General features: G+C 58.4%; 25 protein-coding genes and 1 pseudogene. 10 read left to right on the top strand and 16 right to left on the bottom strand.

The window, feature by feature from the left end:
- The first annotated feature begins 2 nt into the window (after positions 1-2).
- The 4 genes from ABLO27_RS13635 (at position 3) to ABLO27_RS13620 (ending at position 3151) form a co-directional block, all read left to right on the top strand.
- Positions 3-833 carry an ABC transporter permease gene (locus ABLO27_RS13635; RefSeq protein WP_353033460.1) on the top strand — a complete coding sequence of 277 codons (831 nt, stop codon included), beginning with the start codon at positions 3-5 and terminating at the stop codon, positions 831-833.
- The gene (locus ABLO27_RS13630; protein WP_353033459.1) at positions 830-1381 is read left to right on the top strand and encodes a nitrous oxide reductase accessory protein NosL; all 552 of its coding nucleotides are present in this window, start codon (positions 830-832) and stop codon (positions 1379-1381) included. The genes ABLO27_RS13635 and ABLO27_RS13630 overlap by 4 nt, the downstream gene beginning before the upstream one ends.
- Positions 1382-1425: 44 nt before the next feature.
- On the top strand, positions 1426-2421 hold the full coding sequence (locus ABLO27_RS13625; protein WP_353033458.1) for an FAD:protein FMN transferase: 996 nt from the start codon (positions 1426-1428) through the stop codon (positions 2419-2421).
- Between the two features lie 367 nt (positions 2422-2788).
- Positions 2789-3151 (top strand): putative quinol monooxygenase, encoded by a 363-nt coding sequence (locus ABLO27_RS13620; RefSeq protein WP_353033457.1) that lies wholly within the window; start codon positions 2789-2791, stop codon positions 3149-3151.
- 48 nt (positions 3152-3199) lie between these two features.
- On the opposite strand, the gene ABLO27_RS13615 is transcribed toward ABLO27_RS13620, so the two are convergent.
- The 14 genes and pseudogenes from ABLO27_RS13615 to ABLO27_RS13555 form a co-directional block, all read right to left on the bottom strand.
- On the bottom strand, positions 3200-3439 hold the full coding sequence (locus ABLO27_RS13615) for a hypothetical protein (protein ID WP_353033456.1): 240 nt from the start codon (positions 3437-3439) through the stop codon (positions 3200-3202).
- Positions 3436-4080: a CbiX/SirB N-terminal domain-containing protein gene (locus ABLO27_RS13610; RefSeq protein WP_353033455.1), complete on the bottom strand. Its 645-nt coding sequence runs from the start codon at positions 4078-4080 to the stop codon at positions 3436-3438. Before ABLO27_RS13610 ends, ABLO27_RS13615 begins: the two co-directional genes overlap by 4 nt.
- Before the next feature lie 55 nt (positions 4081-4135).
- Positions 4136-5680: a cytochrome D1 domain-containing protein gene (locus ABLO27_RS13605; RefSeq protein WP_353033454.1), complete on the bottom strand. Its 1545-nt coding sequence runs from the start codon at positions 5678-5680 to the stop codon at positions 4136-4138.
- The gene (gene nirJ, locus ABLO27_RS13600) at positions 5655-6875 is read right to left on the bottom strand and encodes a heme d1 biosynthesis radical SAM protein NirJ (protein WP_353033453.1); all 1221 of its coding nucleotides are present in this window, start codon (positions 6873-6875) and stop codon (positions 5655-5657) included. Before nirJ ends, ABLO27_RS13605 begins: the two co-directional genes overlap by 26 nt.
- A gap of 2 nt (positions 6876-6877) precedes the next feature.
- Complete coding sequence (locus tag ABLO27_RS13595) at positions 6878-7366, bottom strand: Lrp/AsnC family transcriptional regulator (protein ID WP_353033452.1); 489 nt, start codon at positions 7364-7366, stop codon at positions 6878-6880.
- On the bottom strand, positions 7363-7818 hold the full coding sequence (locus tag ABLO27_RS13590) for an Lrp/AsnC family transcriptional regulator (RefSeq protein ID WP_353033451.1): 456 nt from the start codon (positions 7816-7818) through the stop codon (positions 7363-7365). Before ABLO27_RS13590 ends, ABLO27_RS13595 begins: the two co-directional genes overlap by 4 nt.
- Positions 7815-8804, bottom strand: a complete 990-nt coding sequence (locus ABLO27_RS13585) for an AsnC family transcriptional regulator (protein WP_353033450.1) — start codon at positions 8802-8804, stop codon at positions 7815-7817. Before ABLO27_RS13585 ends, ABLO27_RS13590 begins: the two co-directional genes overlap by 4 nt.
- Positions 8805-8807: 3 nt before the next feature.
- Entirely contained in the window at positions 8808-9956 is a 1149-nt protein-coding gene (locus tag ABLO27_RS13580) for a cytochrome D1 domain-containing protein (RefSeq protein WP_353033449.1), read from the bottom strand.
- Positions 9953-10258, bottom strand: a complete 306-nt coding sequence (locus ABLO27_RS13575) for a c-type cytochrome (protein WP_353033448.1) — start codon at positions 10256-10258, stop codon at positions 9953-9955. The genes ABLO27_RS13580 and ABLO27_RS13575 overlap by 4 nt, the downstream gene beginning before the upstream one ends.
- A complete protein-coding gene (cobA, locus tag ABLO27_RS13570) occupies positions 10251-11048 on the bottom strand; it encodes a uroporphyrinogen-III C-methyltransferase (RefSeq protein ID WP_353033447.1) in 798 nt (265 codons plus the stop codon). Before cobA ends, ABLO27_RS13575 begins: the two co-directional genes overlap by 8 nt.
- 210 nt (positions 11049-11258) lie before the next feature.
- Entirely contained in the window at positions 11259-11678 is a 420-nt protein-coding gene (locus tag ABLO27_RS13565) for a cupredoxin domain-containing protein (protein WP_353033446.1), read from the bottom strand.
- A gap of 59 nt (positions 11679-11737) precedes the next feature.
- On the bottom strand, positions 11738-12922 hold the full coding sequence (locus ABLO27_RS13560; protein ID WP_417714787.1) for an ethylbenzene dehydrogenase-related protein: 1185 nt from the start codon (positions 12920-12922) through the stop codon (positions 11738-11740).
- A 75-nt stretch (positions 12923-12997) separates the two neighbouring features.
- Positions 12998-13489: pseudogene (locus ABLO27_RS27140) on the bottom strand (NapC/NirT family cytochrome c); the annotation flags it as partial.
- Positions 13490-13740: 251 nt separating this feature from the next.
- Positions 13741-15312, bottom strand: a complete 1572-nt coding sequence (locus ABLO27_RS13555; RefSeq protein WP_353033444.1) for a cytochrome D1 domain-containing protein — start codon at positions 15310-15312, stop codon at positions 13741-13743.
- Positions 15313-15777: 465 nt separating this feature from the next.
- Here ABLO27_RS13555 and ABLO27_RS13550 point away from each other — a divergent pair, with 465 nt between their 5' ends.
- Genes ABLO27_RS13550 through ABLO27_RS13525 form a run of 6 tightly spaced genes read left to right on the top strand, consistent with a single transcriptional unit; the run spans position 15778 to position 21251 of the window.
- A complete protein-coding gene (locus ABLO27_RS13550) occupies positions 15778-16230 on the top strand; it encodes a c-type cytochrome (RefSeq protein ID WP_353033443.1) in 453 nt (150 codons plus the stop codon).
- Positions 16231-16254: 24 nt separating this feature from the next.
- Positions 16255-17625 (top strand): cbb3-type cytochrome c oxidase subunit I, encoded by a 1371-nt coding sequence (locus ABLO27_RS13545; RefSeq protein WP_353033442.1) that lies wholly within the window; start codon positions 16255-16257, stop codon positions 17623-17625.
- Between the two features lie 5 nt (positions 17626-17630).
- Positions 17631-18440, top strand: coding sequence for a CbbQ/NirQ/NorQ/GpvN family protein (locus ABLO27_RS13540; RefSeq protein ID WP_353033441.1), 810 nt, complete (start codon positions 17631-17633; stop codon positions 18438-18440).
- Between the two features lie 10 nt (positions 18441-18450).
- Complete coding sequence (locus ABLO27_RS13535) at positions 18451-20388, top strand: nitric oxide reductase activation protein NorD (protein WP_353033440.1); 1938 nt, start codon at positions 18451-18453, stop codon at positions 20386-20388.
- 2 nt (positions 20389-20390) lie between these two features.
- Positions 20391-20957 (top strand): cytochrome c oxidase subunit 3, encoded by a 567-nt coding sequence (locus ABLO27_RS13530; RefSeq protein ID WP_353033439.1) that lies wholly within the window; start codon positions 20391-20393, stop codon positions 20955-20957.
- A gap of 21 nt (positions 20958-20978) precedes the next feature.
- Positions 20979-21251: a hypothetical protein gene (locus ABLO27_RS13525; protein ID WP_353033438.1), complete on the top strand. Its 273-nt coding sequence runs from the start codon at positions 20979-20981 to the stop codon at positions 21249-21251.
- Here the strand turns inward: ABLO27_RS13525 and ABLO27_RS13520 are convergent.
- Together ABLO27_RS13520 and ABLO27_RS13515 are read right to left on the bottom strand one after the other, a co-directional pair.
- Complete coding sequence (locus ABLO27_RS13520; protein ID WP_353033437.1) at positions 21241-21801, bottom strand: DUF4202 domain-containing protein; 561 nt, start codon at positions 21799-21801, stop codon at positions 21241-21243. The two genes, ABLO27_RS13525 and ABLO27_RS13520, sit on opposite strands and share 11 nt — an antisense overlap.
- Positions 21798-22505 carry a Crp/Fnr family transcriptional regulator gene (locus ABLO27_RS13515; RefSeq protein WP_353033436.1) on the bottom strand — a complete coding sequence of 236 codons (708 nt, stop codon included), beginning with the start codon at positions 22503-22505 and terminating at the stop codon, positions 21798-21800. Before ABLO27_RS13515 ends, ABLO27_RS13520 begins: the two co-directional genes overlap by 4 nt.
- Between the last annotated feature and the right edge of the window lie 147 nt (positions 22506-22652).

Below are 22652 nucleotides of genomic sequence, written 5' to 3'. Positions count from 1 at the left end.
CCATGTTCTCCCGCATCTTGACGATCGCCGCCCAGGAAATCCGGATAGGTATCCGCAACAGGTGGATCCTGCTGGCGACGGTCATTCTCGCCGTCTTTTCTCTGGCCCTGGCCTTGCTGGGCTCAGCCCCGGCCGGAACGCTCGGTGTTGACCGGCTGACGATCACTGTCGCTTCGCTGGCAAGCCTTTCTGTCTACCTGGTACCGCTTATCGCCCTGCTGCTCGCATTCGATGCGGTTTGCGGCGAGGTTGAACGCGGCACGCTGCTGATGACCTTGTCCTGCCCCATTTCGCGGCCCGAGTTCCTCATCGGCAAGGCAATCGGACATACACTGGTTCTGACCTTTGCTCTTGTCATCGGTTACGGACTGACGGCGGGACTGCTGGTTGCCACTGGCGCCGGGTCGCTGACCGGCCTGATTGATTTCTCCCGGTTGATCGCAACCTCGGTGCTGCTCGGGGTCTGCTTTCTGGCGATCGGCTATGTGCTCAGTTCCCTGACCCGTCAATCGGGTACTGCGGCAGCTGCCGCGATTGCAGCCTGGCTCATCCTGGTCGTTCTTTACGATCTGGCGCTGCTGGGCGCGCTGGTCGCCAATCCGAGCGGCGTCTTTGCGTCGAAGGTGTTTCCCTATGCGGTTCTGTTGAACCCAGCCGATGCCTTCCGCCTGTTCAATCTCGCGGCTCTCGGCGCCAGCGACCTTGTTGGCGGCATGGCGGGCGTGGCGGAAACCCTGCCGTTCGATCCTGTTCTGGCCCTGGTATCCCTGCTGGTCTTCGCCGGCATGGCCCTCGGTCTTTCCACCTTGCTCATCCGGAGAATTACGCCATGAAACGCAGTGTGATTGTCCTTCTCGCTCTTGGCCTTCTGACAGCCTGTCAGGAAGAGGTTCAGATCGCGAAACCCGATCCGACGGCACTTACACCGGAATCCGCCGGCTTTTATTGCCAGATGACGGTTCTGGAACACACAGGGCCTAAGGCGCAGATCCATCTGACCGGAAACCCCTTCCCGTTCTGGTTCACCCAGGTGCGGGACGCGGTTGCCTTCAAGCACAATCCTGAAGAGCCCAAGAACATCGCGGCCATCTATGTGAACGACATGGACAAGGCGGCGAGTTGGGATGATCCGGGGTCGGAAAACTGGATCGACGCGGATGTTGCCTGGTTTGTTATCGGCAGCACCCAGGTCGGCGGCATGGGAGCGCCTGAAGCGATTCCATTCGGAACCGAAACAGGGGCCAATGCATTTGCCGAGGAAAATGGCGGCAGTGTCCTGCGCTTTGCGGATATCCCGGCCGACTATGTTTTGGCACCTGTGGAGTTGTCTTCAGCCTCACAGCTGAGCACGGACAACGATACGGTCGGAGTAAAGCAATGAACCGGGGCCCAGCTACCAGATCGACTTTGAATCGCAGACGCTTCGTGAAAATCTGTGCTGCAGCCGCAGCTGGACTGACCCTGACACCAGGTCTTGCTCAGGCCCGTCCGGTTCTGCACCGCTGGCGCGGCATTGCACTTGGTGCAAAAGCGGAAATCAATCTTCTCCACGAAGACCGGGTAAAGGCGCAGGAGCTGTTCCAGCTCGTTGAAGCGGAAATCCGCCGTCTGGAGGCTGTTTTCAGTCTTTACAGCGAAACCAGCGAACTTGCCCGGCTGAACCGAGACGGACATCTGGACGCTCCGTCACTCGACATGGTCAATCTTCTGGCTCTCTCCCATCGGATACATGCGGTGACGGAAGGAGCCTTCGACCCGACCGTCCAGCCTCTTTGGGCCTACTACGCAGACCGGGCTTCACGCGGCATGGCGCTTGACAGTATGGATGAAGAGGCAGGCGAACTGGAGGAAGTTCTGGAGCGCACAGGCTTCGAATATGTCACCGTCGAGCCGGGCCTCGTTGAATTCCGCCGAAAGGGCATGGCCTTGACGCTGAACGGGATTGCGCAGGGCTACATCACCGATCGGGTCGCTGCCCTTCTGGGCGCAAGAGGCTGTACGGATATGGTCGTCGACATGGGTGAAATCTCTGCGACCGGAGACGCGGCGCGTTCAAGAACACCCTCCGCAAGAGGGTGGCCCATCACGCTTCGTCCTGATCCGCAAACACCGGATGCCGCCGTTGAGGTGAAGATAGCCGATGCAGCGGTCGCCAGCTCAGCCAGAACGGGAACGACATTCGACCAGGCTGGACAGTCGTCCCATATTCTCGATCCACGGACCGGACGTCCGGTAGGAACGGATCTGACGGCAGCCAGTGTCATCGCTCGAACTGCAGCCTATGCCGACGGTCTGTCGACAGCGGCTCTCGTATGCGGTGAAAAGGTTCTGTCGGCAGCCCTCACGCATGTTCCTGAAGCCAAGGCTTTTGTCGTGCGCAAGGGCGGAGCCTCCGGTTGGCTCGAAAAGCAAAACAGCTGATTGCCTTCTTGAAAAAACTTACCTCAGGAGCCGTTTCCCGGGCGGCTCCTGAGGTCATTAAAATCGCTGCTTGGCAACACGCTCCAGAAACACCATGACGTAGCGTTAGTAAACGGTTTCTTAATTTTAACGTTAAGATTGCAGCCCTGCGTCCCGCCACTTTGTGCGACAGTACTTGCTGCACTTGGGACCAAGCTCGAACACTGGTATTGTTGCAATTTCAGGTTTTGAGGTTGTCACGATGCGTTTGAGTTATCCACGACGAGCATTTATCCGCACAATTTGCGTCACCTTGCCCGCATGTTTAGCCTTGGGGCCGGTGGCTTATGCGCAGAGCGGTGCGGGAAAAGCACAGAAAGGTGATGGTATGAGCGGTTCAGATATCTCTTGGGTCTTTTCAGTAACGGTGAAAGAGGGGGCACAAGATAAGCTGAAAGCGCTGATCGGCAAGATGGCCGATCAAGCCAAATCCTCTGAACCCGGCACACTCGGGTATGAATGGTCGATCAGTGATGACGGCACACATGCCCAGGTTCACGAACATTACCGTGACTCGGACGCGGCCCTTACTCATCTGTCGTCATTCAACGCCAATTTTGCCGGGCCCTTGATGGAACTGGTCACGCCGACAGGCATGGTCGTGTTCGGTGACCCGGATGCGGCCCTGAAAGAGGCAATCGAAGGGGCAAAGCCGGTTTACATGAAGCCAGCGGGAGGTTTTGTGCGTTAGCCGATGAACGGGAACCTTGGAGATTGAGGGAACGTGCTATCCCTCAACTCACCTTTTTCCTTCCGCTTCGTCCATCAGGCCGCGTACCCACTTGGCTGCCCACCACGTCGCCGGGACGCCGAGCGGAATGCTGAGCCAGATGGCGGTCACAGGCGGGATTGCCGGAAAGCCGAGGGCGATGCCGATCAGCCCAAGCAGAAAAAGGTTGATCGCGACGGCACCTGCCGTGAACGGATAAAGCACGATTGCCAGCTTCTTGGCTGACCAGGAGTCTTCCGTTTGTGTCATGCAGCCATGCTCCGAATTGCAGCGCATTTCAATGAGTGGGCGATGAGGTCCGGGATGAACCAGGCCTGTCCGATGCAAGGCAGGCGAACCCCCTTGAAGTCCGCCGCATCCAGTGCCTGGGGCACGTCTTCCATCACATGACCTGCCGGCGTGGCAAAAAACGGCAGCGCCAGCGTCTTGGGTCCTCTATCTTTCGCCACCTCCGAAAGATGCGGGTCCTGTTCCAGAAATCCACGGCGGACCTCTCTCACCGGTAGAAGGTGCCTCAGGGCGGTTGCAAAGTGGTGGCAGCTTTTGGCTGCCGCTGTGCCGGTCGGTGATCCGTGCGCGGCTATCAACACGTCACAGTCCTCAAGTGACCATCCGCGCCGTTCCGCTGCTCGGCGCAGCAACCGGGCCGCTGAACGCGGCAGTTCGGGATGCGTGCCCAATGGAGACAATTGCCGGCAGTTGGCATCACCCAGCCTGTCCGGAAGAGCCTTCCTGGTGAACCATCCTTCTGCCATGAAAAGCGGAAAGACGAGCGGTTCGCCCTCGGATTGTTCAAGAACTTTTTCGAGGGAACCGGGAGCTGCCAGTGTGGCGGACCGGATGGACCAGGAAGGCAGCAGCTGGCTGACCTGTTTTGCCAGCGTCTGCACCTGGTATTCCCCGGCCTGTGGCTTGGATGGCTGACCGTGAGAGACGATTATCGCCTCAGTGACTGGTCCCCTCCGAAAATGTGATCTTGTTCCAGACATTGTATTTTCCTGAGGGTTTGCGCATCGGCAGTCGGCGAACTTCTTCCAGTGTTTTGGCGTCGTAGACGATCACCGCACCTTCGTCTTCCCAGATGGAGACCAGGGCGTAGCGGCCATCGCGTGTGAATTCGACATGAGCGACAGTTGCCCCTTCTTCCGGGCGAAGGGTCTTGACGATCTCAAGGCTCTCCTTGTCGATGACATGCATGACGTCCTTGTTCGGGCCGAAGAACACGTCGACCCAGACGTAGGGCGTGTTTTCATGACTGCGCATGAAGAAACCCGGACCGAGCGTGTCGATCGTCTTGACCGTTTTCCAGGTCTTCATGTCGATGACCGAGACCGTCCCGTCCTTCAGGTGAGGCGTCGCCATTACGGTGGTGTCGCCGTATTTCCAGGTGATGCCGGAACCAAGATGCGGCATGCCAGGAAGATCCAGGTCTGCGACTTTCTGACCGATCACAAGGTCGATGACCTGCCCGCCTTCGCCGCTTCGGGAGGCACCCATGACGTATTCGTAGCTCTGGTCGAAGAAGAAATCGTCCAGATAGTCGGGTGTGGTGATCTTGCGGATCGGGAAGGGGGTCGTATTGGGGGCCGGGCCTTCAACCCGCCAGTCATGGGCAAATCCGTAGTGTGGCGGGTTCTTGCCGTAAAAGACTTCCCAGATCTCCGGCACGTCTTTCAGGGCCAGCACGAAGCTTTCGCGTGGCGGTGCCTGATAGACGGCTGAAATCCGGCTCGGAGTACCGTCCTTGCCCTTGACCTCCCGGACGCTCGCAACGCTCAGGTCCTCCGTCGAAAGGATCGTAAGGGAATTCGGCAGATAGTTTGCAACAGCAAGCCACTTGCCGTCGTGGCTCATGGCAATGTTGCGGCTGTTTAGCCCGGCGCGAACACGGCCGACTTCCTGAAGGGAGTAGAGGTCGTATTTCTGCACCCAACCGTCACGTGACATGATGAACACGTAACGTCCGTTGGGGCTGAATTTCGGTCCGCCATGGACCGCGAATGGAGTTGCGAATCGGTCCAGCGTCTCGAAAGTGTCACCGTCAAGCACACTGACATGATGGTCGCCGGTTTCGACTGCCAGCGTAATGTTCATGGGATCGGACGACCAGACTGGTTTGTCCGCAGGCGTATATTCCTCGTTGAGCACCCGGCTTGCCATGATTTCGGCTTCACCCCACGGCGGCACATCCGCCAAGGGTTGCTTCAGATAGGCGGTCAGGTCTTCGATCTGTTGCTCCGACAGGATTTCACCGAAGGCAGGCATTTGCGTTGCTTCCCGGCCGTCCCGGATGACCGAGACGAGATTGGGGCCACGCATGCGTCCCAGCGTTTGCGGGATCAAAGCAGGACCCAGTCCGCCCAGCCGTTCTGCACCATGGCATTCCTGGCAATTGTCGGCGTAATCCTGCACCGGGTCCGCCAGCGGTGCGGAAACCATAAGGGCCATTGCCAGGGTCTGGGCGCTAAGCGAAACGATGAACCGGGTCATGGCTCTTTCCTCGGAATGGGGTCACGGTAAGGCGCTCGTAGTCGCCGTCTTCAACGCCGATTTCACTGTCGCTCAGATAACAGGCCGGATCTTCGGCCCAGGGATCACCGGTCAGCTGAAGCGCCCTGATACGGGTGTTGCCGCCGCAGACGTCTTTCAGAGCGCAGGCGCCACAGCGTCCCTTGAGCGGACGCGGTCTGGTGCGCAGCTGCGCCAGCATCGGGTCGGCGCCGGTCCAGAGGACTGAGAAGAGATCGGTTTTCACACTGCCGATCGTGTAGTCGGACCAGTAGGTATCGGGGTGAACATTGCCGAGCGTGTCGATATTGGCGACGCCGAGACCGGAGGAGTTGCCGCCCCAGGCCGCCAGGTGAGTGCGAACGTGGTCAGCCTTTTCGTCACCGAACCTCTGACGGATCCAGTTCAGGAAATAAACCGCATCCGAATCATTGTTGCCGGTTACGATATCCAGTTCGCGCTCGCCATTGACGCCCTGCCAGGCCCGTTCCATGAGAAGGTCCATCGCCCAGCGGGTGCGTTTGTGTTCGGCGTCTTCGCCCCGGTGTTTGTCGCCACGTCCGGCGTAAACCAGATGGGACAGGTAGAACTTGTCGACGCCTTCGTCATCGCACAGGCGAAGCAGATCCGGCAAATGGGTGTGATTGCCTTCCGTCAGGGTGAAACGCAGTCCCACCTTGATACCGCGGGCCTTGCATTCGCGCACACCGCGCAACGCGTCGGCATAGGCTCCTTCCACACCGCGAAACCAGTCATTGGTAGCGCCGATCCCGTCGATCGAGATCCCGACGTAGTCGAACCCGATCTCTGCGACGCGGTCCACGGTTTCGCCATGCAGCTTTGTTCCGTTGGTCGACAGCGCAAGCATGCGAACAAGCTGCCTCGCTCGCGGCGCGATCTCGAAAAAGTCATGCCGGTCAAGGGGCTCTCCACCGGACAGGATGAGCGCAGGTATCCGGAAGGTACCCAGATCCTCAAGTGTCGACATCGCCTGCTCGTGGGTGAGTTCACCCGGAAAGTCGACGTTGGCGGACACCGTATAGCAGTGCCGGCATTTGAGATTGCAGCGCCGGGTCAGATTCCAGATCACCACCGGTTTTACCGGCCCGGTTGCCCTGCGTGTACGCACCGGTGTCGGGTTGGCGATCTGATGCATGTATTCCGACAGACGAAACATGGTCAGCGCTCCTTCCTGCGCAAACGCATTCCGGTTTTCTTCAAAATGCGCGTGGAAAACAGAATGTCGCTGGCGCGGCAGGCATCGGCGAGCAGTTCGGCGATTTCCCCGCGCTTGGCATGAACCTCTTCACGGTCAGCGCCATGCACCATGGCAAAAAGGTTGTAGGGCCAGTCGGGAAGGGCGCGCGGGCGACGATAGCTGTGGGTGACGAACGGCAACGCTCCAACACGTTCACCAAGTTCGTCGACGACAGCATCATCGACGTCCCAAACGGTCATCCCGTTCGAGTTGAGACCAAGGCGATAGTGATTGGGAGCTGCACCGATCCTGCGAATGACACCTTGCTCTTTCAGACGAGCAAGCCGCTCCAGCAGTTCCGCTTCGCTCATGCCGAGCGTTTCAGCAACAACTTCGAAGGGGGCTTGCACAAGCGGCAAACCCGCCTGTGTGGCTTCTACGATTGCCCGGTCTTTTGGATGCAAAGTCATGCGTTTACCCGGAATCCGATGAAAAATTCGCGTTCTTTCGGAAACAGGAGAACTTGAAGTCCGGTCTCTTGCTCGATGACTGCGGCAGTATCGGCAATGTCCTTCTGGCTTTCGGTCGCCAGCACGAACCACATGTTCAGCCTGTGATCCCGTTCATAATTATGCGCGACTTCCGCATGAGCATTGACTTTAGTTAAGACCTCGTCGAACCGGTCCTCGGGGACTGCCATTGCACACAGGCAAAAGGCTCCGCCAAGCGCTTCAGCGTCGAAAAACGGTCCAAACCTTGTCAGGAAACCATCGTCTCTCATCCGCCTGGTGCGGTCGACGACCTCCTGTTCCTCCAGGCCGAATTCCTCGGCAATCTCGGCAAAGGGGCGTGAAGTCAGGGGAAGATCGTCCTGCAATCGGTTGATCAGCCGTCGATCGAGATTGGAAAGTGTGTCGCTCATGCCGCCACACTCCTGTCTGCAATCATGGCACCCGTCTGCTTGAAACAGCGGCTGGAAAAGAGAACCTGATAGGGAACTCCGGAAAGCTCAGGCAGATGGGCTGCCTTTTCAAGCGTATCCAGAGCCTGGCCCCTGCTCTTTGCGTGGATCATGCAATAGAGCCGGTATGGCCACAGACCATCAACGGGACGGCGTTCGTAACACAGGGTAACGCCCGGATGGGCCGCAAGCGCGGGACCTGCCGCCTCCATCTGTTCTGGCGGAACATTCCAGACGACCATGGCGTTGGAACTCCAGCCGAGTGCACGGTGACGTACAATCACTCCCATTCTGGAAATGATGCCCGCGTCTTCCAGAATGCTGATGCGGGCGAGAACCTCGTCGGGATCTCTTCCCAGGTCTTCTGCAATGCGGGAAAATGGACGCCCGCACAAAGGCATGCCAGTTGTCAGAGCCTGAAGAATGTCCCTGTCACCGTCCTGGAAGCGATCCAGGCAAACTGGCCTCGGTGCAGGTGCGGTCTTCGCGTCGTCGGTCATCCGAAAACCGAGATCGACATTGAACGGCCGGACAAGGCGCAGGTCGAGAACCTTCAGGCCGGTTTCCCGGTGAATGGTATCCAGTGTGCGGTCGACATGAGCGCGATCAGGGCCTGTTGCCACGAACCAGAGGTTCCAGTGATTTTCCCGCAAGTAGGAATGATTGACACCTGGCTGGCGACCGATGATTTCGGCAACTGATTCAAGCATCTCCACAGGTGCTGAAAGTGCCGCCAGCGTGCTGGCCGAAATTGTGTTGGGTGCGCATGTGGCACCGACCCTTGAGATCCTGCCCGAGTCCTTCAGAGCTTCAAGTCTGGACAGGACTTCGGCTTCCTCGCAACCAACCCGTTTTCCGATTTCCGCAAAGGGCCGTTCCACCAGAGGAAAGTCGCGCTGCCATTCGTCCAGCAGCCTGATGTCAATGGGATCGCCTATCCGTTCCATCGTTCAAAGCCCCGTTCTGTGAGCCCGAGAGGTGAAGAAAATTCCTGACGGGCTTTCGGCGTCGATTTCGCCGAGTTTTTCAAATGTGCGGGTGTCGTAGATCATGACCTTCCCGGCATCGCGGACGGAGACCCAGACCTGGTGTCCCCGCGGAGTAAATTCCATATGCAGGATGGCCGGGCCCGGTTTGAACTCGTGGATCACTTCCTTGGTCGGAGTGTCGATCACCTGGATGGTGTCGTTGAGCGGGTGGGCGAAGTTCACCCAGACCTGACGTCCATCCGGTCGTGCCATGGCAAAGACAGGTTGTCCGTAGGTGTCTGTGCGGCCGGTTTCGGCGAGAGTGGTCTCATCCACCCACAAGACCTGATGATGACCGACCGCCGGAAGCACGAACTCGCGTCCTGCGCGCGCCCAGCCTTCCAGATGGGGCATCTTGTAGACCGGCAACTCCTGCTGGCCACGGCCATACTCCGGCAGAACCCGGATGGGTTTTGGATCTTCGTCCCAGAGGTCAAGTGCCGTCAGGCCGTCTTCTCCGAAGAGACCCGTAATATAGACCCGGCCGTCACCGGTGATCAGCGCATCATAGGGGTTGGTCCCCATATCGGTGATTTTCTTGATGTCGACCGTGCCAGAGGAAAGGTCCGCAATCCAGGTTTCGCCATCGTCCCAAAGCGTGAACACGAAGCGGCGTCCGGGAGCGTCGACGAGACCGATCGTCTTGGATTCGGTTGGAATATCCGCAACCATCTGGAGCGTTTCGGCATCAAAAATCCGCACGCCGCCCGGCTCGTAGTTGGACACGGCCACCAGGGAACCGTCGTCGGAAATCGCACCACCGATGGCGTTGCCGGCCTGGACAACGCGGTCCACGACCTTCTGTTCCACCAGATCGACTTTGGTGAGCCCGCCATCGCGTCCGAAGACATAGGCAAATCGCTGGTCCGGCGAATAAACGAGGCTGGCATGGGAAAGATCCCCCAAACCGTCGATCCGGGAAATTGCAGCCCGCTCGGACTGATCAACCAGCAGCAGCGAACCGGTGGCCCGCTCGACAACCAGTCCGAGATCCCCGGTCGCTACAATATTTTCAGCGTGCACACCGCCGACCATCATCATTGCCAGAACGGCGCCAGAGAGCCACTTCATTTCAAGTCTCCTTGCAAGAGATATTCGGCAATTTTCTTTGCATCCGCTTCGCTCATCAGCGGGCGCCAGGGGGGCATGGCTGTGCCTGGAACACCGTCGAGGACAACAGTGGAAAGCGTCTCGATATCGTAGTGAGACAGGGACTCGGGCCGGATGTCCGGTCCGAGCCCGCCCTTCAGCGTCAGCCCGTGACAGGAGCCGCAATCCTGATGCACAAGATTGACCAGCTTGTCGGGTGCGCTGACCTCTTCCGCCATGGAGGGAGTGGCTAGGAAGAAGAGGATGGCAAGAAGCTTACGCATGAGCCTGCTGTCCGAATGACACTTCGCTTTCGGCAGCGCTGATGAAGTCCGTCGCCGTGTCCGGCCATTCGGCGCATAAGGTCACGACCTGGCCGATCACGAAGAGAACCGGAGCCTCTAGGCCTGCTTCGCGTACATCCATCGCAACCCGGTTCAGTCGCGTGAACAACCGTGTTTCGCGAGGGGTTGTCGCATTTGCAATCGCCATGACAGGTGTTGATTCATTCAACCCTTCGGCAATCAATCGCATGGCGATCTGACCGATATTGGCAACGCCCATGTAGACAACGAGTGTCGTTTCATTGCTGGCGAGGCTGCGCCAGTCCAGATCGAGCGTGCCGTTGGCCTGGCGGTGACCGGTCACGTAGCGCACACCTGTTGCCAGGCCCCGGTGAGTGAGCGGAACGCCGCTGGATGCCGCCGCACCCTGGGCAGCTGTAATGCCTGGAGCGTATTCGACCGGAATGCCAACGGAGGTCAGGTGAGCAGCTTCCTCCGACCCACGGCCGAAGATAAGCGGATCGCCGCCTTTCAGGCGGGCAACCGTCCGGCCCTTCTGGGCAAGGTCGGCCAGAATTTCATTGATTTTTTCCTGGGGAACCGGGTGGTTGTCAGGCGATTTCCCGACAAAGACCTTCTCCGCTCCCTCCGGAGCGAGTGCCAGGATTTCGGGAGAAACGAGCCGGTCGTAAACAACGGCGTCCGCAGCCTGAAGCATGCGCAGTGCACGCAGGGTAAGAAGTTCGACATCGCCTGGACCGGCTCCGATGAGATAGACTTTACCAGTCATGAGGGACCTCGCTTCTCCCGAGAAAATTGGATGCTTGGTTCTTTGTGAAACCTGCCTGCACCAGCGGTCTGCCGACTGGGGCAAACCGGGCCGAAATGGCCGCTATTTCAGTGAGGCGTTTCATGGCAGCATGATCGCTCATTTTGAGCGGAGGCGGCTTGACAATAGTCAACGGAACCGCACTGCCTTGCGGACTTTTTCAAAAAGCCCTCAAGGCGTTACGCTCACCATTCCGATCATCTTCTGCGTTTCCCAATGCGGGCCGCACAGATAGTTCTGCTGTCCGGCAGAAAGGAAGGTGAATTCGAAAGTCTCTTCTGGAAAAAGCCGGTCGGATTCAGGTGTATCCGTCTCTTTCAAAAGCACCGTATGACTGGTGCGCTTGTCGACATTGACCCAGCGAACCGTTGTGCCGACCGGAACCGTCAGTGCCTCTGGACAGAACTTGTACTTGTACATCTTGACGACAGTTACGCCGTCTTCTTCCGAGGAGGGATGCCCGAACATGTCGGAATAGCGCTCTTCGGCCTCGGCGCAGATGGCCTCGGTTTTCTCATCTGCGGATGCTGCAGGAACAAAGGCCAGAAGCGAAAGCAGCGCGGCGGAAAAACAGAACGGTTTAAAGCACATGCAGTATCTCCTTCGCTTGAACGGAATTGGGGCGGCCGGATCCGGCCGCCCCATCTGGGTTATTGTTTGACGACGTCAATTTGTGCCGTCTCGTCATCCAGCGCCAGACTGGTGTTCAGCGTCACGTGGTGGAAGCGTGCAGCTGCGTAGTCGTCGTGGATGGCAAATCCGACCGTGTAGGTCTTGCCTGGCTCAAGCGGAACATCGCCGGCGGCACCCGAGATGAGCGGCCGTGAGAACACGACGGTCCACATGCCACCGGACAGGCTGGCTTCGGCGGCGATCTCGCCTCCATTTTCGACACGGCGGTCCAAAAGGTATCCGTTGCTTGCCGTGCCATCGGCATAGACACGCAGCAGATCCAGGAAGGTCCCGTCGTTGAGAAGCTGGTCGATCTCTTCGGCAGATTTCAGCTTGTCCCAGCCACCCTGGGCCTTGCCTCTCCGGCCTTTGACTTCAACCTTTGTGCGGCTTTCGGTCAGGTACTTGGTGATCGTCTCTTTCGCTTCCAACTGGGCAGCGACATCCGCATTGGCGGCAATCGCCTCCGCTCCCGGGTCGAACGGCATGTAGGTGTTGTCGGCATGACAGGAGGACCAGCATCCGACCTGTTCACCCAGTTCAATACCCGTACCGGTGATCATCATGGCCACCTTGACCTGGTTGTCCGGATCCATCTTGCCGCCTTCGACAAATGGAGCAGGGCTGTGCGCGGTTTCAGGCCACTGAAGTCTCACATAAAGGTTTTCACCGTCATGTGCGGCCTGCACGGTAGCGTCAATCGTGCCTGGCTTCCCGGGGATCGGGGTCGGTTCGGTCTCGCCACCGGCCGCGATCTTTTTGCCGATCGTCTCCAGTTCCTTGGCATGGCAGGTCGTGCAGGCATCGCCGCCCTTGGTGAGCGGGCGTGCGCCACCGTGGGTCTTGCCGTTTTGCACCCACTCGAATGAAGCCTGTCCGGGATAGAACAGGGTCATGTCGACCGGCGCAACGGCGTTCCAGTCAATGTTTGACGCGACGTTGCCACCACCAGCAGCAGTACCACCAGCGTTGCCGCTTGCGGCCGCCTCTCCGGCTTGGCCTTCCAGTTTTGCCCGCTCTTCCGCGCGCGCTGCTTCAACGGCGCTGGCGATCTGTGCCTGAACGGCTTCACGCTCGGCCTTTTTCGCAGCCTTTTTTGCAGCTTCTTCTTCAGCTTCCTTTTCGGTGATGTATTTCAGGCTCGCAAGATACTCCTCAGGCACGTCGCGTTTGAAAGCCGGGTTCGGTGTTTCAAGTTTTTCGATGTAGTCGGGATCGGCGCGGTCGCGCAGGTCCGAGTGGGCGATGCCCTTGTGACAGTCGATGCAGGTCTGACCGGTTTCCATTGCGTTCAGGTGCTGCTGGCGCGCACGCGGTTTCTGGAATTCCGGCATCATCGAATCGAAGCCGTGACAGTTGCGGCATTCACGCGAATCGTTCGCTTTCATCCGCTCCCATTCGTTCATGGCCAGATGAACGCGCTTTGCTTCGAATTTTTCCTTCGTGGCGATCGATCCGGTCATCTTGCCCCAGAGCTCTCTGGAAGCCTTGATTTTGCGGATGATCTTGTGTGTCCAGTCTTTCGGCACGTGACAATCGGAGCACGTCGCTCCAACGCCCGAACGGTTCACGTCATGGATTGTGCCCGTGTATTCTTGGAAGACGAAATCGCGCATCTCGTGGCAGGAGATACAGAATTCCTTGGTGTTTGTGGCTTCCATTGCGGTGTTGAAACCGCCCCAGAAGACAATGCCGGCGATGAATACTGCTGCGGCTGCCCCGATGGGCATGCCCCAAAGCACGTATCTGCGCCAGATCGGCTTCTTCTTGTCTCCACCCTGACTGCTCTCGGTCATGTCCAGGCTCCGTATTCGGTTATCTTGGTCGACCCTTCGCAGTTGGGCCGCGAACCAACGGACTGCAGGCTGCGCAAAAGCGCCTGTGAAAGTCGGCTGCCCAAGCGCCGACACCGTCCTGTTGCCGCTGGAAAAAAAAGAAGGGCGGGCGAGCAGCCCGCCCTTCAAAGGGTCGCTAGGTCACGTTAGGTGACGTGGTTCGAACGGTTGTAGACGTTGAACTTGCCGGTCGGAGCGTAGAGGCCCTTGATCCGTGCTTTTTCTTCAAGCGTCTCGGCGTCGAAGATGACGATCTCGCCATTGGGCTCCAGGGAGTCCGCCAGGTTCCACTTGGAAACCCAGACTTCGGTACCGTCCTTGTTGAACTCGAAGTGAACGGCTGCATTGCCTTCCTCTTCGGTGATCTGAATCGTTTTCACGATCTCACCGGTCTCTTTCGAGATGACCTGCACCGACTGCTGAATTTCAGGCTCGGGGTGCTTGGTCTGGTCGGCCCAGACGTATTTCGAGTTCGGGTGCGTCCGGATGAAGAGGCCGGCACCATCGGTTTCGACTTCGTAGCAGACCTTCCAGGCGTCATCCGCGCGGTTTTCCGGGTCGTTACCCCAGACCGTCACGGTGCCCACGCCAAGGTGAGTCGTACCTGCAACCGGGCCACAGTTCGGGTCGTTCCAGTTGGCGCCCGGGCCGGGGTGCGGCAGGGCAGCAACGTCGATCATCGCCTCGAGTTTGCGGTCCTTGGTATCGACGACAACCATCTTGTTCGACGCGTTCGCGGCGATCTGGAAGTACCGGCCTGTCGGGTCGAAGAACCCGTCATGCAGGAACTTGGCAGAATCGATCTTGTCGATGCGCAGGTTGTCCAGGTCGGAGTAGTCGACCTGCCACATCTGGCCCAGTTCCTTGACAGCAACCAGCCAGGTCGGCTCGTTCGGAGTGGTGTAGATGGCAGCCACGCGGCTTTCTTCCACATACTCTCCGTCCACATTCATGCCGCGAGTGGAAACGACCTTCAGCGGTTCCATGGTCTGGGCGTCGACGATCGCGAAATGCGGAGGCCAGTAACCGCCACCGATGACGTATTTGCCGTCGCCGGAAATCGCCACATCGCGGGCGTCATAGGCAATCTTGACTTCCGAAACCAGCATCTTGTCCGGCGTCTGCCAGAGGTCGATCTTGGTCATCTTGCCGTCGCGGCCCATCGTGTACCAGAAGCGGCCCGGATTTTCCGGTTCTTCCAGCTTGTGATGCTCGGAGGCCTTGATCACGTGAACGGCGTAGCCGGTCGGGATGTGGGCCAGGACTTCCTTGGTGTCGCCGTCGATGATGGCAACCTTGCCTACGTCACGCTCGATGACGACGAAGAAGTTCTCCCAGTTCCGGCCGTGCAGCGGCTCGGTCGGGTAATCCTTCTCCTCGACATAGATCTTGCGGGTCGCCTCCATCTGTGCCAGCGACATTTCCGGCGGCTTCGGCGGCTCCATCATGATGTAGGTGGAGAGGTCCTTGATTTCCTGCTCGGTCAGAATGTCCGAGAAGTTGTTCATACCGCCTTCGGTACCCCAGGCGATGATCTTCTCAAGCCGTTCCTGACCCAGTTTCAGGGTGCCGCCTTCGGTGACGGTTCCGTCAGCCGCGGTCTTCTTCCAGTGAGGCTCGAGGTTTTTACCGGTCGCACCCTTGCGAAGAACACCATGGCAGCCTGCGCATTGCTCGAAGTAGAGCTGCTTGGAACGTTCAAAGGCCTCCTCGCTCAATGTAGGACCTTCTGCAAAGGCAGGCGCTGTCACGCTGCCTAAAAGCAACGCAAGCCCGGCCGCTAAGGCGTGGCCTGACCCTTTTCTCTTTCTTGGATGTGACATTTCAAACTCCAAATGCTGGTGAGGCACTCGCGAACCTCGTGCATTCGGCAGCTTGCTTCCTTGACTTTCGTTAAGATGAATCCATGGAAGGTACTGAAAACAGACGTGTTTTTAAAATATGCATGAATTTGGAATGATTATAAGTGGCTGAAATAAGGCACGAAAAAGGTATCGTCGAAAACTGACTGCTCAAGATTGTCGCAGGCAAAATCAGCTGTTTCAGACGGCAAATTCGTCTGAAAAAAATTCTTCAAACACATCCAAAGCGCGTTGAATTGCATTGCTTGACTTTGGTTAAGGAAATGCCAGCCCACCCTGTCACCCTTTCGCCACATTCAACACGGCGGAAAGGAGCGCGTAATGCGCGAAGTCATGACTAAAAGCATGGCCCGAAATATATTCTATGGCGGGTCACTGTTCTTCATCATCATCTTCCTGGGTCTATCGGCGCACAGCCATTTTTACATCACTGGCACATCGACCGATCATGCCGGCATCACGGAAAGCGTGGCAGCCGGCAAGCACGTCTGGGAAGAAAATGCCTGCATCAACTGTCACACGATCCTCGGCGAGGGCGCCTACTACGCACCTGAAGTCGCCAACGTGATGACACGCTGGGGCGTCCTGGACGATCCGGACGCTGCTTTCGAAACCCTGAAAGCCTGGATGGAATCCATGCCGACGGGCATCGAGGGCCGCCGGCAGATGCCTCAATTCAACCTGACCGACAAGGAAATTCGCGACCTCGCAAACTTCCTGATCTGGACCGACAATATCGACGCCCAGGACTGGCCGCCGAATGACGCCGGCTGATCCGAAAGCGAAAAGGAACGAACAATGAAATACGAATCACAGAAAGTCGCCCTGGCGTATTTCGCCGTCGCCCTGGGCCTTTTTGCCATCCAGGTTCTGGGCGGGCTGCTGGCGGGATTTGTCTATGTCCAGCCGAACTTTCTCTCCGAACTTCTCCCGTTCAACATCATCCGGATGTTGCACACCAACAGTCTGATCGTCTGGTTGCTGCTGGGCTTCTTTGGCGCTGCCTATTTTCTCATTCCGGAAGAATCGGAACGGGAAATCCATTCGACCAAACTTGCCTATCTGCAGCTTGCGATCCTGGTGCTCGGCACGCTCGGCGTGGTCGTGACCTATGTCTTCAACCTGTTTGAAGGCAACTGGCTGCTTGGCAAGGAAGGCCGCGAGTTCATCGAACAACCCAAATGGGTCAAGGTGGGCATCGTCGTCGCCGCGCTGATCTTCCTCTACAACGTCACAATGACGGTTCTGAAGGGTAAGAAAACCGCCATCACCAACATCCTGCTGCTGGGCCTGTGGGGTTTGGCGCTGCTGTTCCTGTTCTCCTTCTACAACCCGAGCAACCTGGCGCTCGACAAGCAGTACTGGTGGTACATCGTCCACCTCTGGGTTGAAGGCGTCTGGGAACTGATCATGGCCTCCATCCTGGCCTACCTGATGCTGAAACTGACAGGTGTTGACCGCGAAGTCGTCGAAAAGTGGCTCTATGTCATCGTTGCAGCCGCACTGTTCTCCGGCATTCTGGGAACCGGCCACCACTACTACTGGATCGGTACTCCTAGTTACTGGCAGTGGATCGGATCGATCTTCTCCTCACTTGAAGTCATTCCGTTCTTCGCAATGATGGCGTTCGCCTTCGTCATGGTCTGGAAAGGTCGCCGCGACCATCCGAACAAGGCCGCTCTCCTGTGGTCGCTCGGTTGTGCAACGCTTGCCTTCTTCGGCGCTGGCGTCTGGGGCTTCCTGCACACGCTGCACGGTGTCAACTTCTACACCCACGGCACGCAGATCACTGCAGCTCACGGTCACCTTGCCTTCTTTGGTGCCTATGTATCGCTGAACCTGGCCATCATCAGCTACGCCATGCCGATCCTGCGGGGACGCGATCCCTATAACCAGGTTCTCAACATGGCATCCTTCTGGCTGATGTCCGGCGGCATGGCGTTCATGACCTTCGTCCTGACCTTTGCCGGCACTGTTCAGACACACCTGCAGCGCGTCAATGGCGACTACTTCATGGACGTTCAGGACCAGTTGGCTCTGTTCTACTGGATGCGGTTCGGTTCTGGCGTGGCAGTCGTTCTCGGTGCCCTGCTGTTCATTTACTCGGTTGCGGTTCCCCGGCGCGAAGTCATCGCCTCCGGTGAAACTGCAGAAGTACCTGCGGAGTAATTCCGATGGAAGGAAGTGTATCCTTGGGAAAAGGGGCGGCTGACGCCCCTTTTTACCTCGCCCAAAGTGACGAATGCGCCGTCTTCGAGGCGGCTCACAGCAACGGACTGCCGGTTCTGCTGAAAGGTCCGACCGGTTGCGGCAAGACCCGCTTTGTCTCTCACATGGCGGCAAAGCTCGGTCGCAAACTCTACACCGTTGCCTGTCACGACGACCTGTCCGCCGCCGATCTGATCGGTCGCTATCTTCTGAAAGGTGGCGAAACGGTCTGGGTCGACGGGCCGCTGACCCGCGCGGTCAGGGAAGGTGCGATCTGTTACCTCGATGAAGTCGTCGAGGCGCGCAAGGACGTCACCGTTGTTCTTCACCCGCTGACGGACGACCGCAGAACCTTGCCGATTGACCGCACCAGTGAAGAGCTGGTCGCGGCGCCGGGCTTCATGCTGGTGGCATCTTACAATCCGGGCTATCAGAACATCCTGAAGACGCTGAAGCCGTCGACACGGCAGCGTTTCATATCACTTGAATTCGATTTTCCCGCACCTGACCTCGAAGTCGACATCGTTGCGGAAGAAAGCGGTCTTGACCGCGAACGCGTGAAAACTCTCGTCCGTCTGGCCGGCAAGTTGCGGGCACTCAAGGGCCAGGATCTCGAAGAAGGAGTGTCCACCCGCCTTGTGGTCTATGCCGCAACGCTGATTGCACAGGGAATGCCCGTGGAGCGGGCCATTATCGCCGCAATGATAGAACCGCTGACCGACGATGACGACGTGAAACGCGGGCTCCAAGATCTTGTCACGGCCGTGTTTGGGTGAGGCCAGACCGATGGGCAAGATCGACATCGAGCCATGGGAACCCGAAGAAACGGTCGGGAAACTGTGGCACGCATTCGCAAGCCGCCTGGATGCACCCGAGGTGCATCATGGAGCCGCGGTCGACCTCAGTGAGGTCGGCGGGCGGCTTGCGGTTCTCTTCAGGGGACTGGGTGGAGACCACAGTGTGGAATTCCGCTCGGTTTCCGAAGAGGTTTCCAACCACCGCCTCAGTTTTCTGAGGCGGCTCGGTACGGAAGCTGAAATCGTTCCACGCGCCAGTTTTGACGGCGAGATACTGCGGCTGCCCGCAAGCCTGGCCGTATTCCCGATCCGCGAAGCCAATGCAGCGCTTTATGTCTGGCTGACGGCCATGGCTGCGAATGCTCCTGACTTCGCGCCGGAAGAGGATCCGCTGCGTGCAGACTTGCAGGCCCTGCGCGTCGTCGGTGAACTGGTGGACCGGACGCTGGACGGTGCGCCCGGACTTAAGAATCTTTACGAGGCCCTTTGCGACGGTATCCTGCGGCAAAGGCCATCAGCATCTCTGCCGACAGTGGAAACCCGGGTCGAGCGCCTTGTTCGACATCTACTGGGCGACACCGCAGACCTGCCGCGCGATGTGCTGGATCTGAAATCCAGGGTGGAGTCCGGAGAGCTTGGGGACATGTCTGCCCCTCGAGGGTATCGTCCGTTCCGTCCTGTTGCTCTTTGGCCTCAGTTTCGTGACGTCGTCTTCTCTACCGGTGATGGTGTCGAGAACCGTGAAACGGACGGCGAGCGAGAGGAAGGCACAGGCAAGACCGTTCGCGCTCGCAGGCGCAAGTCAGATCAGGCGGAGCGCAAGGACAGCCTGATTCTGCACAAGTTCGAAGCGATCCTGAGCTGGGCGGAATTCCTGAACCTCAATCGCCGTGTCGACGATGATGACAACGACGACGCCAAGAAGGCGGCCGAAGACCAGGACGAGATCGGTCTCGGCCAGATTTCCAAGGCTCCGGCGACCAGATTGAAACTGCATCTCGACCTGGCACCTGAGGATGTCGATCGGGAGCGCCTGTCCGGACGCACGCTCTATCCGGAATGGGAAGCGCGGAAGGGCAGGTATCTGCCTGACCATGTCTGCGTTCTGACAAGTGTCGCTGACGCCGATCCGGAAAACGATATCGTGGCCAGAGATCCGGCCGCAGCACGGCGGATCCGTTCGGTCAAACGCCAGTTTGAAGCTCTACGCCCGGGCCGGGTCACGACCCGTGGGCACCTGGAAGGCGACGGTCTGGATATGGATGCAGCCGTGCGGTCGCAGGTAGAGCGGATCGCGAGCGGTGTCGGAAACGAACGGATCTGGCTTCAGACTCGTCCCGAGGCACGTGATCTGGCAGTGTCGATCCTGCTTGACGTGTCCCGCTCCACGGAGAGTGCGGTGACCGGGAGAACTGTGATCGACATTGAACGCGAAGCACTGACGGCGCTTGCCTGGGGATTGAACGCGTGCGGAGATGATTTCGCGATCAGCGCCTTTTCATCCCTGAAGCGTCATCGTGTCTATCTGCAAAGCTGCAAGCGTTTCAACGAGCCGATGTCTGCGACTGTGGAACACAGGATCAGCGGTTTGAAGCCCGGCTTTTACACCCGTCTCGGAGCGGCGATGCGCCATGCAAGTGCCGAATTGGCCGAGCAATCGCGCAAGCGCAAGCTTCTTCTCGTGATCACAGACGGCAAGCCGAACGACCTTGATCACTATGAGGGTCGGCACGGCATTGAAGATACGAGAATGGCAGTACGCGAAGCTCGGCGCGCCGGCCAGTCGGTTTTCGGTGTGACCATCGACAAGTCGGCAAAGTCCTGGTTCCCGAGACTGTTCGGGCAGGGTGGCTTCGCAGTCATTCCGCATCCGGACAAGCTCACTCAGGCACTGCCGCAGATCTACCGTCAGCTTGTCGGAGGATAATCATGAACGACCCGGTAGCGGCAACGCGGGCCGGGTCGCTGGACGAGTTGCCCGGCGACCTGATGATGTGGGTTCTGATCATCAGCGAGCTGCTGGTGTTCGGTGCAGGGCTGGCGGCTTTTCTCGGCGTCCGGATTTTCGACCCTGCCGGTTTTGCGGCCGCGCGGGCCGAACTGCATCCGACGCTCGCAGGCATCAACACGATTGTGCTGATCACAAGCGGATTTCTGGCGGCAAGGGCTGTTGAATTCAGGCTTGACGGCAAGCGAGCGGCTGCGCGCTGGCACCTGTTGGCTGCCATGGTTCTGGGAACCGTATTCCTGATCATCAAGGGCTACGAATACGCTGACCTGATTGCGGCGGGCGTCTCGACCGAAACCCATCCGCTTTTCACGTTCTACTATCTGCTGACCGGATTTCACGCGGCGCACGTAGTCGCCGGAATTGCCATTCTCGCCCTCGTTGCCTGGAAGGACGCCCCTCGCAACCAGGAGGTGGGAACAGCCTTCTGGCACATGGTGGACCTTGTCTGGGTGCTGCTTTTTCCGGTGATTTATCTGCTCGGCTGAAGCGAGGTCCGGGGATCTGAAATGACAATCAATCCGACAACACGTGCCTGGTTGGTGCTTTTGTTCCTAAGCGGAGCTTCCGTTCTGGCGGCGGTTCTTGCCGGCGCTTCGGTCAGCGCCAGCACCATTGGTGTGTTTGTCCTGGTCTTCGCCTGGATGAAAGCGCGGGTGATCCTGTCGCGCTACCTGGGGCTCTGGCAGGCGCCTGCCTGGCTCGCTGGCTTCAATTGGGCCCTGGGGCTCTACAGTTTGCTGCTGCTTGTATTGTTCCTGGTACCGGCATTCACGGTCTGAAGGCTGCGGCCAGTGTTTGCGGCAGATCGAACTCCTGAAGGACCCTCTGCCGGGCATCTTCCGACATCTTACGTGCCGTTTTCTCGACGATGCCCTGAACCTTGTCGTCGCTGTGTTTGGCGGCAAAGGGCGCGAAGTACCATTTCAGGAACACGAAGCAGATAACGTCTTCCAGGGCCTGTACATCGGCGTGCCGCTTGATGCCTTCCTTGCGCAGAATCCGTCCGGCGTCCGCAATATCATCCTCTGAATATCCGGCATCGGCCATGATCGCACCAACGCGTTCGGCATGGTGTCCGGCGAGGTCCCGACGCCAGGCGTGGTAGCCGGCTTTGCCTTCCGGATAGCTGCTCCTGGGAATGGACCACCGTTCGATGTGTTGACCTCTGGCAGCAATTTTCAGGCTGTCGGGTGCCTCTGGAAACAGGCGGTCCAGCTCCGATGTCATGCGCTGTCCGTATAGCAGGGCGGCAGGCTGTCCGTCTTCGGCGTTGGGGTCTGCGGTGTTTGCAGTGTCGATAGCCTGCAGGGCTGTGTCCAGTTGTGTCATTGCGCTTTGTGCCAGGCTTCCACGGGATCGGTTTCGGAAAAGTCCCTGAGGCGCTCGATATTGTCGATGGCCGCGTGGTTGCGCTTGATATGCACTCCGACGGTCTTCAGCTTGGCGAACGAGCGCGACAGGCTTTCCGGTTTCATGCCGAGACGTCCGGCGATCAGGAACTTGTCGTAGGGAAGGGTCACGACGCAGCTGCCTTCCTCGTGCTCACAAAGCTCCAGCAGGAACTCTGCGACCCGCTGCGGACCCGTTTGCGCCTTGAGCTGTTCAAGCTGGGACACAAGCGAATGCAGGTGTGCAAAGGTGGATGCCAGCACGGAGACCGCGATTTCCGGATCCTTGCGCATGGCTTCCAGCAAGGCAACGCTCGGGATGCGCATGACTTCACAGGCCGTCACCGCTTCCGCCGAAACGGGATAGGCATGGCCACGGAAAGCTACTGCTTCGCCGAAACTTTCACCCTTCGCAAACACGTTCACCACCGCTTCGCCTCCGTTCGGCGCGATGCGATAAAGCTTGACCCAACCTTCGGTGACAATGTGAATGGCCTGCGCGGTTTCACCTTGCAGGAAGAGCGTTTCCCCTCGGTCGTATTCGCGCCAGCTGGACATGCTCAGCACCATGTCCTGAATTTCCTGGGAAAAACTTTTCAGCAACAGGGAATTCTGCGCGATCTTCCTGCGGCGTTCGTTCGGCATCTCTTTAAATCCTTCTCAGACCCAGCTTCTGGATCTGCTCTCCGTTGCCGCACCTTACACAACTGCTTCAACACGTCACATGCGTTGAAATGCGGACATGGGACGTCTTCTTCCCGACAACTTGACTATAGTCATTTAATCCTGCGC

This window comes from Roseibium sp. SCP15 (assembly GCF_040329435.1).
GTDB lineage: Bacteria > Pseudomonadota > Alphaproteobacteria > Rhizobiales > Stappiaceae > Roseibium.
Note: the sequence above shows the minus strand (reverse complement) of the source record. Positions and strands in the feature narration are given on the sequence as shown.